We start from the raw sequence: 17140 nt of genomic DNA on the forward strand, positions 1-17140 counted from the left end.
TAGCACGGATGATTCCGCACGGCTAGGGTGGCTTAGAGGCACAAGCAACCCCAGGGGGCCGCAATGCAAACACCCGTCCAGGAAAAACCCGCCACAGCAAAGCCGTCAGGAAAGGCCGCATCCGGCCACGGCCAGGCCACGAAGTACGACTTCATGGTGGTCTCCAACAGGCTGCCGGTCGACCGGGTCGCCCCCGGCGACAGCGGGGACGACGGGTCCGGCTGGCGCCGCTCCCCGGGCGGCCTGGTGACCGCACTTGCTCCGATGATGACCAAGACCGACGGCGCCTGGGTGGGCTGGCACGGCGCTCCCGACGAGACGGTAAAGCCGTTCAGCCACGGCGGCATGGACCTGGTTCCGGTCCAGCTCAGCACAGACGACGTCGAGCTGTACTACGAAGGCTTCTCGAACGCGACGCTGTGGCCGCTGTACCACGACGTCATCGCACCGCCCGAGTTCCACCGCACCTGGTGGGATTCCTACCGCAAGGTCAACCAAAGGTTCGCGGACGCCGTCGTGCACCATGCGGACCACGGCGCCACCGTCTGGGTCCAGGACTACCAGTTGCAGCTTGTTCCGCGCATGCTCCGCCAGGCACGGCCGGACCTCCGCATCGGGTTCTTCAACCACATCCCGTTTCCCCCGCCGGAGATCTTCGCCCAGCTGCCCTGGCGGCACGCCATCATCGACGGACTGCTTGGCGCCGACCTGGTGGGCTTCCAGCGGGTCAGCGACGCCGGCAACTTCATGCGCTCGGCCCGGCGCTTCCTTGGCGCCAGCGTCAAGCAGCAACAGGTGCACGTCAAGGGCCACGACGGCCAGATCACCCATATCGCCCGTGCGCAGGCGTTTCCCATCTCCATCGACGTCAAGCAGATCACCGAACTTGCCGCCAGGCCGGACATCATCGAGCGGGCCCGGCAGATCCGCCAGGACCTGGGCAATCCGAAAACCATCCTCCTGGGCGTGGACCGGCTGGATTACACCAAGGGCATCCGGCACCGGCTGAAGGCCTTCGAGGAACTCCTGGCGGACGGCCGGCTGTCCGTGGGAGATGCGACGCTGATCCAGGTGGCCTCCCCCAGCCGGGAGCGGGTTGAACAGTACCGCCTGCTCCGCGAGGAAGTGGAAGGCACCGTGGGCCACATCAACGGCACCTACGACACCATCCAGAACACCGCCGTCCGCTACCTGCACCACAGCTACCCGGTGGAGGAAATGGTGGCCCTCTACCTGGCGGCAGACGTCATGCTGGTCACCGCCCTCAGGGACGGCATGAACCTGGTGGCCAAGGAATACGTCACCGCGCGCAACAATAACGACGGCGCCCTGGTCCTCAGCGAATTCGCCGGCGCGGCTGACCAGCTCAAGCAGGCCCTGCTGATCAACCCGCACGACATCGCCGGCCTGAAGAACACCATCATGAATGCCGTTGAGATGGCTCCGCGCGAAGCCGGGCGCCGCATGCGGTCCATGCGCAAACAGATCCTGGAACACGACGTGGATCTTTGGTCCGCCGACTTCCTGCGCGCGCTGAACGAGAAGGTGGTCCGCGATGACTCCTGAACCAGGTACGGCAGCGCCGCTCGCCCTGACACCGGAACTGAGGGAAGCCGTCCGGACCATCGCCAGCACTGACCAGTTGCTGGTGGCAATGGACTTCGATGGCACCATGGCACCGATCGTTCCGCATGCGGACGATGCCCGGCCGCTCCCTCGCGCGGCCGCCGCCTTTGCCGGGCTGGCGGCGCTTCCACGCACGACGACGGCACTCATCTCAGGACGCGCCCTCGCCTCGCTGCGCGGCGTGGCCTCGCCGCCGGCCGAGTCGCTGCTCATCGGCAGCCACGGCGCGGAAGCCTGGCTGGGCCCGGGGTCCGCAGGGCTCGAGCTGGACGAAGACCAGCGGACGCTGCTGGCCGAGGTCAGGGGCGTCCTCGCCGAGATCGCCGGGGAAGCCCCTGGAACAATGCTCGAGGACAAGCCGGCAGGCGTGGTGCTGCACACACGGCAGGCTGCGGACGATGTCGCCGAGGACGCCGTCGCCGCCGCGCGCTCACTGCTGGAGGACCGCAAGGGCGTGTTCCTGAAGAACGGCAAGCGGGTTCTGGAAACCTCCGTGGTGCACGCCTCCAAGGGCGAGGCAGTCGCGTTCCTTCGCCAGGCAGCGGGAGCTACCGCCGTGCTGTTCGCGGGGGATGACACCACCGACGAAGATGCTTTCGCCCGCCTTGGGCCGGGGGATGTGGGGGTCAAGGTAGGCCTCGACTTCACCCAGGCGCAGTACCGGGTGGAAGCTCCGGTCCACGTGGCAGAGCTGCTTGAAGCGCTGCTTGCGGCGCGGAGCTCTGCCGTGGGCGGACGGGACGGGACGCCTGCCGGCTAAACGGCCGGCAACGCCCCCGGTGTGACGTTCGTAACATTTGCGATAAAAAGCGAAGGTTCTGCCATACTCTTTCTTGTGATGTGGCGCACAAGAACCGTGCGGCGTCACTCGATGCGCTCCGGCCCTGCCGGAACGCATATGCAACACAAAACTGAACAAACATGAACCATTCACAACGGATCGTCCGGCACGTACCTGCCGGTGAAGGGATTGATAACTGTGGCTACAGTTACTTTTGATAACGCTACGCGTCTGTACCCGGGCACAGATAAGCCCGCCGTCGATAAGCTCAACATCGACATCGCCGATGGCGAATTCCTGGTCCTCGTTGGACCCTCCGGTTGCGGTAAGTCCACCTCCCTGCGCATGCTCGCAGGCCTCGAGGACGTCAACGCAGGCCGCATCCTGATCGGTGACCGCGACGTCACCGACGTCCCCCCGAAGGACCGCGACATCGCAATGGTCTTCCAGAACTACGCCCTGTACCCGCACATGACTGTGGCGGACAACATGGGCTTCGCACTGAAGATCGCCGGCATCTCCAAGGAGGAGCGCGCAGAGCGTGTCCGCGAAGCCGCCAAGCTCCTTGACCTCGAGCAGTACCTGGACCGCAAGCCGAAGGCACTTTCCGGCGGCCAGCGCCAGCGTGTTGCCATGGGCCGCGCCATCGTGCGTAACCCGCAGGTCTTCCTCATGGATGAGCCGCTGTCCAACCTTGACGCCAAGCTCCGCGTCCAGACCCGCACGCAGATCGCCTCCCTGACCCGACGCCTGGGCGTCACCACGGTTTACGTGACCCACGACCAGGTCGAGGCCATGACCATGGGTGACCGCGTTGCAGTCCTCAAGGACGGCCTGCTGCAGCAGGTGGACACCCCGCGCAACCTGTACGACCGCCCAAAGAACGTCTTCGTTGCCGGCTTCATTGGCTCCCCTGCCATGAACCTGCTGGAACTTCCCGTGGTCGACGGCGGCGTACAGTTCGGTGGCACCGTCTACCCCGTGCCGCGCGACGTCCTCGAGGAAGCACACGGCTCCACGGTCACCGTCGGAAGCCGCCCTGAGGACCTGGAGAACGCTCCCCACGGTGAGGGCCTTAAGGTCGAGGTCGATGTCGTCGAAGAGCTCGGCGCCGACGCCTACGTCTACGGCCACACCACCCTCGACGGCAAGGACCACGACATCGTGGCACGCGTCGACGGCCGCCGTCCTCCGATGAAGGGCGAATCCATCTACGTCCGTCCGCAGTCGGGCCACGTGCACCTGTTCGACACCAAGACCGGCCTGCGCCTGGGCGACTAGTCCCCACCGGCGCCGTGGGCCCACCACCGGCGCCCTAACTAACAGACGGCGGCCCGCACCACTTCGCAATGGTGCGGGCCGCCGTCGGCCGTTAACCGTCCCGCGGAAGAATTAGCCGGGCACGCCCTTGTACGGAAGAATTGAGTCCATGACCGAGGAACACAGCGCCCAGTGGCACGACGAACCCACCGACTACGGGCAGATCGGAAAACTGCCGCGGTTCACCGCCGCCAGCGCCGATGACAACAAGGCCGCCTCGGTCTCAAGCTCGCTGAACATTACCGCGGCGGCCGCCGATCCCGAACTGCTGGACCTGCCGTGGCACATCGCACTGGAGGACTGGCCGGCAGAGAACCTTGCCGCCCTCCCCCGCGGCATTTCCCGCCACATCGTGCGCTTTGCACACCTGGGCGGATCGGTGATTGCCATCAAGGAAACCTCCGAGCACGTTGCGCGCCACGAGTACCACATGCTGCGGAAGCTGGCCCGGCTGGATGTGCCCTGCGTTGAGCCCGTTGCGGTCATCACTGGCCGGACCACCCTGGACGGTCGTCCGCTTAACCCTGTGCTGGTCACCCGGCACCTGAAGTTTTCGATGCCGTACCGTGCACTGTTCTCACAGATGCTGCGCAAGGACACGCTGACGCGCCTCATTGATGCCCAGGCGCTGCTTCTGGTCAGGCTGCACCTCATCGGCTTCTACTGGGGCGACGTTTCACTGTCCAACACCCTGTTCCGGCGCGATGCGGGAGCCTTTGCCGCCTACCTGGTCGACGCCGAGACCGGCGAACTGTACCCGGACCTGTCCCTCGGGCAGCGGGAATACGATCTCGAAATTGCCCGGGTCAACATCGCCGGCGAACTCATGGACCTGCTGGACGGCGGCCTGATCGAGGAGAAGGTGGACCCCGTGGCCACCAGCGAACTGATCATGGACAGTTACCGGCGGTTGTGGGCAGAGCTGACCGAAAAGGAATCCTTCGAACTCGGGGAACGCTGGCGGGTGGGCGCGCGCATCCGCAGGCTCAACGAACTCGGCTTCGACGTCGAAGAATATGCCATCAAGACCACGCAGAACGGTTCCACCATCCAGCTGCAGCCCAAGGTGGTGGACGCGGGGCACCATCAGCGCAGGCTCCTGCGGCTGACCGGCCTGGATGCCCAGGAAAACCAGGCCCGCCGCCTCCTGAACGACATGGATTCGTTCCGGGCGGACAACAACCCGGAGATGGATGAGGAGTACAGCGCACACCTCTGGGTGAGCCAGATCTTCGAACCGATCGTCCGGTCCATCCCGCGCGACCTGTCCGGGAAGCTGGAACCGGCAGAAGCCGTGCATGAAGTACTGGAGCACCGCTGGTACATGTCAGAGAAGCAGGAACGCCATATCCCCCTGGCCGAGGCCGTCCAGTCGTACATCGACTCGATCCTCCGGCACCGCCGTGACGAGGCAGCCATCATGCTGAACCCGGACACCGAGCTCCTGAAGATCCTTGAGGTGGAAACCGAAGAATCCCGTTACGGCAGCGACGAGACCGCTGACGAGTACCCGGATTCGGACGACTAGCCCCTAGATTGCCTTCCCGGGGTTCAGGATCCCGGCCGGGTCGAAGAGGTCCTTGATCCGGCGCTGAAGCTCCCGGACAGGTTCCGGCTGTTCCTGGCCGAGCCACCGCAGTTTGTACTGGCCCACCCCGTGCTCGCCGGTGATGGTGCCGCCCATGGAAAGTGCCACGGTGATGGAGTCATCCAGGGCGCGCTGGAGCCGTTCCATGGCCGCCGGGTCAACGCCGGTACCTTGGCGGTCGATCCAGAAGGTGGGGTGGAGGTTGCCGTCCCCGGCGTGGGCCACCACCTTCAGCTTGACCTGATGTTCGGCTGCCATGGCCTCCAGCGCGGCAACATAATCGACCAGGCGCGAGCGGGGTACGGCCACGTCCTCGCCCACCCGGTACTCATCATCAACTTCGGCGCCCCGGCTGTGCCGGCGCAGCTCCACCAGCCGCTCCGCCTCGGCGCTGGCTTCCGTCGTGACGGTGGCTCCGCCGGCACGGAGCACGCCGCGCACCACCTCCGCTTCCGCGGCGGCACCAAAGCCATCAGTCTGCACCAGGAGGAGCGAGCGTCCCCTGGCAGTAAGGTCGGAGCCGTGCAGCTCGTCCAGCTGCGCCAGCGTCCCGCCGTCAAGCAGTTCCATGATGGCCGGCTGGACCCTGGCCCTGCCCACCGCCAGGACGCCCGCAGCGGCTGCGCGGAAGCCGGGGTAGAACGCGGCGATGGTGTGAACGTCGCGGGGAAGGTATTTCAACCGTACGGTGATGCCTACAACGATGCCCAGGGTGCCTTCGGAACCGACGAACAGCCCGGTGAGGTCATAGCCCGCAACACCCTTGAAGGTCTGGTGGCCCGTGTGGATCAGGGATCCGTCAGCGAGCACCACGTCCAGGGCGAGGACCGAGTCCCTGGTGACCCCGTACTTGGCGCAGCGCAGGCCACCCGCATTGGTGGCTACGTTTCCGCCTATGGTTGAGCTGCGGAAACTGGCGGGATCGGGGGCGTACATGAGTCCGTGCAGGGCGACGGCGTCATTTAGGTCTGCGTTCACCACCCCGGGTTCCACGACGGCCGTCTCATCGTCGGGATTGACGGACAGGATGCGGTCCATGCGTTCGAGGGAGAGGACAACACTGTTCCGGGTGGCATGGGCACCTCCGGAGACTCCGGTCCCGGCACCACGCGGCACCACGGTAATGCCGGCAGCGGCACAGGCTCGCATCACCGACTGTACTTCGGCCACAGACTCGGGGAACACCACCGCCAGCGGCAGTTGGAAGTCGGTAACCGGTGCCTGGTCCACTGCGTACCGGTGGAGATCCGCGTCGGCCGTGACAACTTGCCCGGCTCCGACGCTTTCCGTCAGTGCGTCCAGTACGTTTACCATCAAACCTCCAGCTGTCGCCGCCTATTGCTTCTCCAGTCTAGGGGCGCTGCAACACGCGGCTATTCCGCCCCCATGAAGTGGGCAAAGCGCGCGAGGATGCCGGGCCAGTCAGAGGCGTACTGGGCACGGGCGCCGGCAGGATCCTCGGCGCCCTCCCACCCGTCGTGGAGAACGCGTACCTCGGTGCCCGCATCAACCGGCTGGAACACTACGCGGAGTTCCGTGGACCAGAGTGCCGTCGTACCCGGGTGCCACGTGGCGTGGAAGGAGAACGGGGGCTGCCAGTCGTCGAGAGTCCCCCAGATGCTCGTCCGGCCGTCATCCGCCGTTTCAAGGATTAGGTTCTCTTCGAACTCCACATAGGAGCCGACGCCATAGATACCGTGCTCCTCAAGTGGCCACCACAGGTGCGTGTGGTCGGTAAAGCCGGCGAAGGCATGGGCCACGCCACCGGGAACCACAACCGAACTGACCACTGCATCGAGTACCTCAGAAGCGGTTTCCCGGCTGTTCCCGGACGGTTCCTGGCTGTGGCTGAAGAGGCTGCTCATGCTGATCAACTTTACGCTGAACAGCGGCCCGCTTCCCCAACGGCCATTCCCCTCCGCCTGTGACGTTCGCTCAGGTGTGGGGGTTCCCCGGGCCTGGTTGCTGTATCAGGTGGGTTCCCCACGCCGGATGGGACCCGCCATAAGTGAGCGGGGATCCGGGTGGGACCCGTCACGAGTGAGCGGGGGTCCGGGGTGGTGCCGCCACAAGTGAGCGGGGGTGTGGGCTACCAGGAGTCGGCTGGGGGTTTGTGGTGGTGGTTAAAGTGGTAGGGCCCTGACAGTTGTGTCAGGGCCCTACTCAAATGATGTCCGGCGGTGTCCTACTCTCCCACACCCTCCCGGGTGCAGTACCATCGGCGCTGTGGGTCTTAGCTTCCGGGTTCGGAATGGGACCGGGCGTTTCCCCCACGCTATGACCGCCGTAACCCTTCTACCCGTCACCAACCCCTTTTAGGGGGTGGTGTGGGAAATCTGTGGTTACAACATGTGGTGTTGTATTCAGTTGTTTTGGTTCCGGCCGACAACGTGTTGGGTTGTTGGTTGGGAACCACATAGTGGACGCAAGCAGAGTTATGTATTTTCTGTGTGGTGTAAGTTGTTGGCCTATTAGTACCGGTCAGCTTCACGAGTCGTTAGTCCTCGCTTCCACATCCGGCCTATCAACCCAGTGGTCTGGCTGGGGGCCTCTCACACAATAAAGTGTATGGAAATCTCATCTCGAAGCGAGCTTCCCGCTTAGATGCTTTCAGCGGTTATCCCATCCGAACGTAGCTAATCAGCGGTGCACTTGGCAGTACAACTGACACACCAGAGGTTCGTCCGTCCCGGTCCTCTCGTACTAAGGACAGCCCTTCTCAAATTTCCTGCGCGCGCAGCGGATAGGGACCGAACTGTCTCACGACGTTCTAAACCCAGCTCGCGTACCGCTTTAATGGGCGAACAGCCCAACCCTTGGGACCTACTCCAGCCCCAGGATGCGACGAGCCGACATCGAGGTGCCAAACCATGCCGTCGATATGGACTCTTGGGCAAGATCAGCCTGTTATCCCCGAGGTACCTTTTATCCGTTGAGCGACGGCCATTCCACAATGTACCGCCGGATCACTAGTCCCGACTTTCGTCCCTGCTCGAGATGTCTCTCTCACAGTCAAGCTCCCTTGTGCACTTACACTCGACACCTGATTGCCAACCAGGCTGAGGGAACCTTTGGGCGCCTCCGTTACTTTTTAGGAGGCAACCGCCCCAGTTAAACTACCCATCAGGCACTGTCCCTGACCCGGATTACGGGCCGAAGTTAGATGTCCAAAGTGACCAGAGTGGTATTTCAACGATGACTCCACCCGAACTGGCGTCCGGGCTTCAACGTCTCCCACCTATCCTACACAAGCCACTCCGAACACCAATACCAAACTATAGTAAAGGTCTCGGGGTCTTTCCGTCCTGCTGCGCGTAACGAGCATCTTTACTCGTACTGCAATTTCGCCGAGTTTATGGTTGAGACAGCGGGGAAGTCGTTACTCCATTCGTGCAGGTCGGAACTTACCCGACAAGGAATTTCGCTACCTTAGGATGGTTATAGTTACCACCGCCGTTTACTGGGGCTTAAATTCTCAGCTTCGCCCTTACAGGCTAACCGGTCCTCTTAACCTTCCAGCACCGGGCAGGAGTCAGTCCGTATACATCGTCTTGCGACTTCGCACGGACCTGTGTTTTTAGTAAACAGTCGCTTCCCCCTGGTCTCTGCGGCCCCGATCCCCTCCGGACAGCAAGTGTCCATCAAGGTTGGGGCCCCCCTTCTCCCGAAGTTACGGGGGCATTTTGCCGAGTTCCTTAACCATAATTCTCTCGATCGCCTTAGTATTCTCTACCTGATCACCTGTGTCGGTTTGGGGTACGGGCGGCTAAAACCTCGCGTCGATGCTTTTCTCGGCAGCATAGGATCACCAAATCCCCCCAAACGGGGGTCCCATCAGATCTCAGGCATCATGAGTGGCGGATTTGCCTACCACTCGCCCTACATCCTTAGACCGGGACAACCATCGCCCGGCTCGGCTACCTTCCTGCGTCACACCTGTTAATACGCTTGCCTCCCAGGATCAGGTCCTGCGCTCCACCAAAACCCTCACACCACAAGGGTGATCGGGCAGGTCTCGGGCAGTTAGTATCCCCTGTTCAACATGGGCGGTTTTTCGCCGGTACGGGAATATCAACCCGTTGTCCATCGACTACGCCTGTCGGCCTCGCCTTAGGTCCCGACTTACCCAGGGCAGATTAGCTTGACCCTGGAACCCTTGATCATTCGGCGGACGGGTTTCTCACCCGTCTTTCGCTACTCATTCCTGCATTCTCACTCGTGTAGGCTCCACCGCTGGTTTCCACCGCGACTTCACTGCCCACACGACGCTCCCCTACCCATCCAAACGCCTGAACCACAAGGGCTTAGCTAATATTTGAATGCCACAACTTCGGCGGTGTACTTGAGCCCCGCTACATTGTCGGCGCGGAATCACTTGACCAGTGAGCTATTACGCACTCTTTTAAGGATGGCTGCTTCTAAGCCAACCTCCTGGTTGTCTTCGCAACTCCACATCCTTTCCCACTTAGCACACGCTTAGGGGCCTTAGTTGGTGGTCTGGGCTGTTTCCCTCTCGACTATGAAGCTTATCCCCCACAGTCTCACTGCTACGCTCTCACTTACCGGCATTCGGAGTTTGGCTGACGTCAGTAACCTTGTAGGGCCCATTAGCCATCCAGTAGCTCTACCTCCGATAAGAAACACGCAACGCTGCACCTAAATGCATTTCGGGGAGAACCAGCTATCACGAAGTTTGATTGGCCTTTCACCCCTACCCACAGCTCATCCCCTCCATTTTCAACTGAAGTGGGTTCGGTCCTCCACGACGTCTTACCGTCGCTTCAACCTGGCCATGGGTAGATCACTTCGCTTCGGGTCTAGATCACGCCACTCAAACGCCCTATTCAGACTCGCTTTCGCTACGGCTGCCCCACACGGGTTAACCTCGCGACGTAACACTAACTCGCAGGCTCATTCTTCAAAAGGCACGCCGTCACAACTACAAGGTTGCTCCGACGGATTGTAAGCACACGGTTTCAGGTACTGTTTCACTCCCCTCCCGGGGTACTTTTCACCTTTCCCTCACGGTACTGGTCCGCTATCGGTCATTAGGGAGTATTTAGGCTTATCAGGTGGTCCTGACAGATTCGCACGGGATTTCTCGGGCCCCGTACTACTTGGGATACATCAACAAGGCGGTGCAACGCATTACAGTTACGGGACTAACACCCTCTCTGGCCGGCCTTTCAAGACCGTTCACCTATACGCACACCCACACCCCGTCAGCCCGGCAGAACTGACACGTAATGTCCCACAACCCCGACCATGCAACGCCCGCCGGCTATCACACATGGAACGGTTTAGCCTGATCCGCGTTCGCTCGCCACTACTAACGGAATCACTATTGTTTTCTCTTCCTGCGGGTACTGAGATGTTTCACTTCCCCGCGTTCCCTCCACGCACCCTATGTGTTCAGATGCGGGTCACCAGGTAACTCGCGCTCCTGGCGGGGTTTCCCCATTCGGACACCCTGGGATCACAGTCCGGTTATCGACTCCCCCAGGCTTATCGCAGATTCCTACGTCCTTCTTCGGCTCCTAATGCCAAGGCATCCACCGTGTGCTCTTAAAAACTTGACCACAAAGATCAAAAACATTTTCGAGAGAACCACAGAAACCGACCCGCACACCCAAAGGCGCACGAACCAGATCCAGGTTCATATTCTTGGAAATTGCTTCTTATACAAGATGCTCGCGTCCACTATGTAGTTCTCAAACAACAACCCCACACCACACACCCCACACACAACCCCCCAAAAGGGATCACCATGCATGATCGGTGCAGCAGGGAAACCAGAAACAAAGTACCGACAAGAACCCCAAGGGCCCCTCCCCGGTCCTGTTGCCTCAGGACCCAACAGTGTGCCAAACACTACCCAGCAGACCAGACCACCGAACGTTCCAGGACCAACTCCGAAGAGATCAGTCCGTACTAGCAAACGGTCCGTGCCACCAGGCACCTATTTGTTGATATTCCACCCTTGAGCACCCGCCACGAAACATTCGTCCGTGCAACGGGCATTCTCCTGACAACCCCCACCACCGGACATACATCCAGGATAGAAAGCTGTAGGTGCTCCTTAGAAAGGAGGTGATCCAGCCGCACCTTCCGGTACGGCTACCTTGTTACGACTTAGTCCCAATCGCCAGTCCCACCTTCGACGGCTCCCCCCCACAAGGGGTTAGGCCACCGGCTTCGGGTGTTACCAACTTTCGTGACTTGACGGGCGGTGTGTACAAGGCCCGGGAACGTATTCACCGCAGCGTTGCTGATCTGCGATTACTAGCGACTCCGACTTCATGGGGTCGAGTTGCAGACCCCAATCCGAACTGAGACCGGCTTTTTGGGATTAGCTCCACCTCACAGTATCGCAACCCTTTGTACCGGCCATTGTAGCATGCGTGAAGCCCAAGACATAAGGGGCATGATGATTTGACGTCGTCCCCACCTTCCTCCGAGTTGACCCCGGCAGTCTCCTATGAGTCCCCACCATCACGTGCTGGCAACATAGAACGAGGGTTGCGCTCGTTGCGGGACTTAACCCAACATCTCACGACACGAGCTGACGACAACCATGCACCACCTGTAAACCGACCACAAGTGGGGCACCTGTTTCCAGGCGTTTCCGGTTCATGTCAAGCCTTGGTAAGGTTCTTCGCGTTGCATCGAATTAATCCGCATGCTCCGCCGCTTGTGCGGGCCCCCGTCAATTCCTTTGAGTTTTAGCCTTGCGGCCGTACTCCCCAGGCGGGGCACTTAATGCGTTAGCTACGGCGCGGAAAACGTGGAATGTCCCCCACACCTAGTGCCCAACGTTTACGGCATGGACTACCAGGGTATCTAATCCTGTTCGCTCCCCATGCTTTCGCTCCTCAGCGTCAGTTAATGCCCAGAGACCTGCCTTCGCCATCGGTGTTCCTCCTGATATCTGCGCATTTCACCGCTACACCAGGAATTCCAGTCTCCCCTACATCACTCTAGTCTGCCCGTACCCACCGCAGATCCGGAGTTGAGCCCCGGACTTTCACGGCAGACGCGACAAACCGCCTACGAGCTCTTTACGCCCAATAATTCCGGATAACGCTTGCGCCCTACGTATTACCGCGGCTGCTGGCACGTAGTTAGCCGGCGCTTCTTCTGCAGGTACCGTCACTTACGCTTCTTCCCTACTGAAAGAGGTTTACAACCCGAAGGCCGTCATCCCTCACGCGGCGTCGCTGCATCAGGCTTCCGCCCATTGTGCAATATTCCCCACTGCTGCCTCCCGTAGGAGTCTGGGCCGTGTCTCAGTCCCAGTGTGGCCGGTCACCCTCTCAGGCCGGCTACCCGTCGTCGCCTTGGTAGGCCATTACCCCACCAACAAGCTGATAGGCCGCGAGTCCATCCAAAACCGCAAAAGCTTTCCACCAACCACCATGCGATGATCAGTCATATCCGGTATTAGACCCAGTTTCCCAGGCTTATCCCAGAGTCAAGGGCAGGTTACTCACGTGTTACTCACCCGTTCGCCACTAATCCCCCCACAAGTGAGGTTCATCGTTCGACTTGCATGTGTTAAGCACGCCGCCAGCGTTCATCCTGAGCCAGGATCAAACTCTCCGTTGAAGTAAAACAAAAACAGACACACCCACCAACCCCGGAAATAACGGAATAAAATGGATGCACAAAATTTGAAACCAGCCAAAAACACCATGCCAACCACGGGGTGGCGGCACAGCAAATTCAACCAATTCAATACAATAAATTGGTATCAACAAACTTGGCACACTATTGAGTTCTCAAACAACAGACACACCCGGCACCACCCAAACATTCCGTTCAGGATCGCTCCGGAGCAACTTTCCAAACTTACCCGGCTGCTTCGTTCTTGTCAAACCGGCGTTTTCCGACCTTCATCGCCGTAAGGCTTGGTGGTCGGTTTTCCGTCTGACTCCGTGGAGCAGCGCGGAAATAAACTCTACCACCCCTTTACCGGGAAGGCCAACCCGGCTTCCGTGGGGTCCCCTTCAGGCAGCCTGCAGACGACAAAAGGCCCGGAATCACAGGGATTCCGGGCCTCCTGCCCTGCGCCGAACAGTCGTGGGCTGTTCAACCATGACTCTTACTTAGCGGCAGGCGCTTCCGGAGTAAAGAAGGATGCACCCAACGGAGGAAGGGTAACGGTCAGCGTTGCCGGCTGCCCGTCCTGTCCTTCATCCGTAGCCTTCAGGTCTCCGGTATTCAGTACGCCAGAGCCTCCGTACTTGGTGTGGTCCGTATTGAGCACTTCGGCCCAGGCACCTGCTTGGGGAACGCCCAGGGTGTAGCCGGCGTGGGGCGCTCCGGAGAAGTTGATGGCACACACTACCGGGTTGCCGTCCGCATCACGGCGGATGAAGGAGAGGACGTTCCTGTCAGCGTCGCCGCCGTTGATCCACTGGAACCCTGCCGGTTCGTTGTCGCGGGCGTACAGGGATGGAGTGGACGTGTAGAGCTCGTTCAGGTCCTTGGTCAGCAGTTGGATCCCCTTGTGGGCGGGGATCTCCGCGAGCCACCAGTCGAGCCCGTGCTGCTCTGACCACTCCGCTTCCTGGCCAAACTCGGTCCCCATGAAGATGAGCTGCTTTCCGGGGTGTGCCCACTGGTACGCGAGGAAAGCGCGGAGGTTCGCCAGCTGCTGCCAACGGTCCCCCGGCATCTTGCGAAGCATCGAGCCCTTGCCGTGCACGACTTCGTCGTGGCTGATGGGCAGGAGGAAGTTTTCCGTGAAGGCATAAACCAGCGAGAAGGTCAGGCCGCCGTGGTGCCATTTGCGGTTGACCGGGTCCTCGGACGCGTACTTCAGGGAATCGTGCATCCAGCCCATGTTCCATTTCAGGCCGAATCCCAGTCCGCCGTGGCTGGTGGGAGCGGTCACGCCGGGGAACGCCGTGGACTCCTCGGCAATCATGACAGCACCGGGGTGGCTCTTATAGACGGTGGCATTGACTTCCTGGAGGAAGGAGATCGCTTCGAGGTTCTCCCGGCCGCCGAACCGGTTGGGCCGCCACTGCCCCTCTTCGCGGGAGTAGTCCAGATACAGCATGGACGCTACGGCATCCACCCGCAGCCCGTCGATGTGGAACTCGTCCAGCCAGTACAGTGCGTTCGCCACCAGGAAGTTGCGCACCTCGGTACGGCCGAAGTCGAAGATCAGCGTTCCCCAGTCGGGGTGTTCGCCCAGGGTGGGGTCGGCGTGCTCGTACAGGGGCTGGCCGTCGAACTGTGCCAGCGCCCAGGAATCCTTGGGGAAGTGGGCAGGGACCCAGTCCAGCAGGACACCGATGCCCGCCTGGTGCAGGGTGTCCACCAGGTAGCGGAACTCGTCGGGGTGGCCGAACCGGGACGTCGGGGCAAAGTAGGAGGTGACCTGGTAGCCCCAGGAACCACCGAACGGGTGCTCGGCAACCGGCATGAACTCCACGTGCGTGAAGCCCAGCCACTTGACGTAGTCCACGAGTTCCTGGGCCAGCTCGCGGTATCCAAGCCCCAGGCGCCAGGAGCCGAGGTGGACCTCGTAGACGCTCATGGCAGAGTTGTGCGGATCGCGCTCGGCGCGGGCCTGCATCCACTCGTCGTCCTTGAAGGCGTAGGACGGCTCCACCACGCGGGATGCCGTGAGCGGCGGGACCTCGGTTCCGAAAGCCATCGGGTCCGCTTTTTCCACCCAGTAGCCAGCCTTGGTGCGGATCTCGAACTTGTAGCACGCCCCTGCTACAACCCCGGGGATGAAGAGTTCCCAAACACCGGAGGAGCCCAGTGAGCGGAGCGAATGTTCGCGGCCGTCCCAGCCGTTGAAATCGCCCTTTACGCGGACGGCCTGGGCGTTGGGGGCCCACACGGCGAAGGAAACACCGTCCACATCCCCCAGCGAAGACTTGTAGTGCTGGACGTGTGCGCCCAGGACCTGCCAGAGCTTTTCGTGGCGGCCTTCCCCGATGAGGTGGAGGTCGACCTCGCCGACTGTCGGCAGGTACCGGTAGGGCTCGTCCACCGTGACGGGGTCAGCCCCGGGGTACGTGACGGACAGGCGATAGTCCGGGACGTGCCCGTGCTCGCTCGGCTCAAGTACAGCCACCCAGGCCCCATGGGCCTCGTGCTGCATCGGCACTTCACCTGCAGCGGTGATGACGCTGACGGCTTCCGCCAGGTGCTTGACCGTGCGGACGGTGACGTGACCGTAGTCATCCAGGTGCGCCCCCAGTACGGAGTGCGGCGCGTGGTGTTCACCGTTGGCAATCTTGCCCAGGGTGCCGTCGTCCACCGGGAGCGGAGCCCCCGGCCGTCCTGTTCGTGCTGTGCCTGTCATTTCGTTACCTTCCGATGCTGCGCCGGCGGTGTCGCCGGCGCCGTTACCGCCCAGGAGCCGTCTGGAGGCGCTTACTGGAATCGCCAGCCAATCGGGCCTGTTACGCATTTCATAAACAACTTCGTACAGCGCCTTGTCCAGCCACAATGCCACAAACAGCGGTGAGGTCCGGTCCACCGTGCCGCGGGTGACGTGCGCGTAGCCTGCGAGGAACGCATCGGCGCAGTCGTCAACCCAGGACGCGGGCACTTGGGCGCCTTCCTGCTCGCGCTGGGCGGCTCCGGCCGCGTAGTCGAAGGAGCGCAGCATGCCGGCGACGTCCCGCAGGGGCACATCGGGGCCGTTCCGCTCATCGATGGGGCGCAGCGGTTCGCCCTCAAAATCGAGGATGGCCCAGCGGGGCTCCGATTCAGTGGCGGCCAGCGGTTCCGTTCGGCCTGCTGCAGGGGGCACCTGCAGGATCTGGCCGAGGTGCAGGTCACCATGGATCCGCTGCAGCGGACCCGCGCTGGCGCCGTCGAGCCCGTCAAGAAGGGCTCCGAGGGCTTCGTCATAGGGGCCGACGGCGGGACCGGCCTCGGCCCAGGCCGCGCGGATACGCCGGGCTACTCCTGCCGCGACGTCCTGGCCGGACCCGGCAGCTTCTGAACGGCCGAGCGTTTCGGCGAGCCGGCGGTGGACGGTGGCCGTGGCCGCGCCGAGTGCCCGCGCCTCGGCGGTGAAGTCCCTGCCAGCCCGTGCTGCATCAACGGCGAGCCGCCAGGCATCCAGTCCCCCGGCAAGGAATTCGTGCGCCACAGCAAGCTCACCCTGCACCGGGCGGGTGCCCCTCGCCGTCCCGCCTGCTTTGGTGCCGTTTTCCAGCCATTCTCCCCGCACCCAGCCCAGCGTGGCGGGGACCTCCGAGGTGCCGGCGGCGGTGAGGGCCGCGCCCACTTCGACTTCGGGGTTGGTTCCGGCAGACAGTGTCCGGAAGAACTTCACGATGGCCGCGGACTCGCCGTCGTCAACAATCACCGAGGTGTTGGACTGTTCGCCGGACAGTACCTTGACCACTCCGTGGGCGGTGGGGAGCCGGTAGTTTCCGGATGCCTTGAAGCCCGCGGCCACGCCGGTGCGTGCCGTGGCTTCGTGCCGGATGAGTTCCAGCCAGCCGCCGATGAAGTCGGGGTCGTGGAGGGCGTCGTAAACCCAGGTCCTGGACGGGTCCGTCCCGGCCGCCTGTCCCACCAGCGCCCGTTCCATGCCGGCCGCCGGTGCCGCCCGGAAGCTCAACGGAACCTGCACCACCAAGCTGCGGCCGCCGCCGTCGGACGGGCCGGTGGTGATGTTCAGCAGGAATACCGCAAGCCCCGCGTGCCCCGACGGGTCCTCGATTCCCAGGCTGCCTGCCTGGGACATCTCGAAGTCGGGGCTATTGACGGGGAACCATCGCTGCTTCGGAAGCCATTCCTTGAGGAGCGCGGTCAGGGCGGGAGTAAGTATTGGCTGGTTCATA

Annotated in this window: 7 protein-coding genes and 3 rRNA genes; 4 read left to right on the forward strand and 6 right to left on the reverse strand. The window is 62.1% G+C overall.

Annotated elements, in window-relative coordinates; all coding sequences use genetic code 11:
* Positions 1-63: 63 nt before the first annotated feature.
* From QE394_RS04825 to QE394_RS04840, 4 genes are all read left to right on the forward strand, one after another.
* The gene (locus QE394_RS04825; RefSeq protein ID WP_056078571.1) at positions 64-1566 is read left to right on the forward strand and encodes a trehalose-6-phosphate synthase; all 1503 of its coding nucleotides are present in this window, start codon (positions 64-66) and stop codon (positions 1564-1566) included.
* Positions 1556-2386 carry a trehalose-phosphatase gene (gene otsB, locus QE394_RS04830; protein WP_349033875.1) on the forward strand — a complete coding sequence of 277 codons (831 nt, stop codon included), beginning with the start codon at positions 1556-1558 and terminating at the stop codon, positions 2384-2386. The genes QE394_RS04825 and otsB overlap by 11 nt, the downstream gene beginning before the upstream one ends.
* 219 nt (positions 2387-2605) lie before the next feature.
* Complete coding sequence (gene ugpC / locus QE394_RS04835) at positions 2606-3688, forward strand: sn-glycerol-3-phosphate ABC transporter ATP-binding protein UgpC (RefSeq protein ID WP_056078576.1); 1083 nt, start codon at positions 2606-2608, stop codon at positions 3686-3688.
* Between the two features lie 148 nt (positions 3689-3836).
* Positions 3837-5255: a DUF4032 domain-containing protein gene (locus QE394_RS04840; protein ID WP_056078580.1), complete on the forward strand. Its 1419-nt coding sequence runs from the start codon at positions 3837-3839 to the stop codon at positions 5253-5255.
* A gap of 3 nt (positions 5256-5258) precedes the next feature.
* Here the strand turns inward: QE394_RS04840 and QE394_RS04845 are convergent, their stop codons facing one another.
* The 6 genes from QE394_RS04845 to QE394_RS04870 form a co-directional block, all read right to left on the reverse strand.
* Positions 5259-6629, reverse strand: a complete 1371-nt coding sequence (locus QE394_RS04845) for an FAD-linked oxidase C-terminal domain-containing protein (protein WP_056078585.1) — start codon at positions 6627-6629, stop codon at positions 5259-5261.
* 59 nt (positions 6630-6688) lie between these two features.
* Complete coding sequence (locus tag QE394_RS04850) at positions 6689-7180, reverse strand: hypothetical protein (RefSeq protein WP_349033876.1); 492 nt, start codon at positions 7178-7180, stop codon at positions 6689-6691.
* A 307-nt stretch (positions 7181-7487) separates the two neighbouring features.
* A 5S ribosomal RNA gene (rrf, locus tag QE394_RS04855) occupies positions 7488-7604 on the reverse strand.
* A 161-nt stretch (positions 7605-7765) separates the two neighbouring features.
* Positions 7766-10894, reverse strand: a 23S ribosomal RNA gene (locus QE394_RS04860).
* Positions 10895-11398: 504 nt separating this feature from the next.
* A 16S ribosomal RNA gene (locus QE394_RS04865) occupies positions 11399-12920 on the reverse strand.
* The 16S, 23S and 5S rRNA genes sit together here, the layout of an rRNA operon.
* A 496-nt stretch (positions 12921-13416) precedes the next feature.
* Positions 13417-17139 (reverse strand): 1,4-alpha-glucan branching enzyme, encoded by a 3723-nt coding sequence (locus QE394_RS04870; protein ID WP_349033877.1) that lies wholly within the window; start codon positions 17137-17139, stop codon positions 13417-13419.
* Between the last annotated feature and the right edge of the window lies 1 nt (position 17140).

Source organism: Pseudarthrobacter sp. SORGH_AS 212, from assembly GCF_030818145.1.
GTDB lineage: Bacteria > Actinomycetota > Actinomycetes > Actinomycetales > Micrococcaceae > Arthrobacter.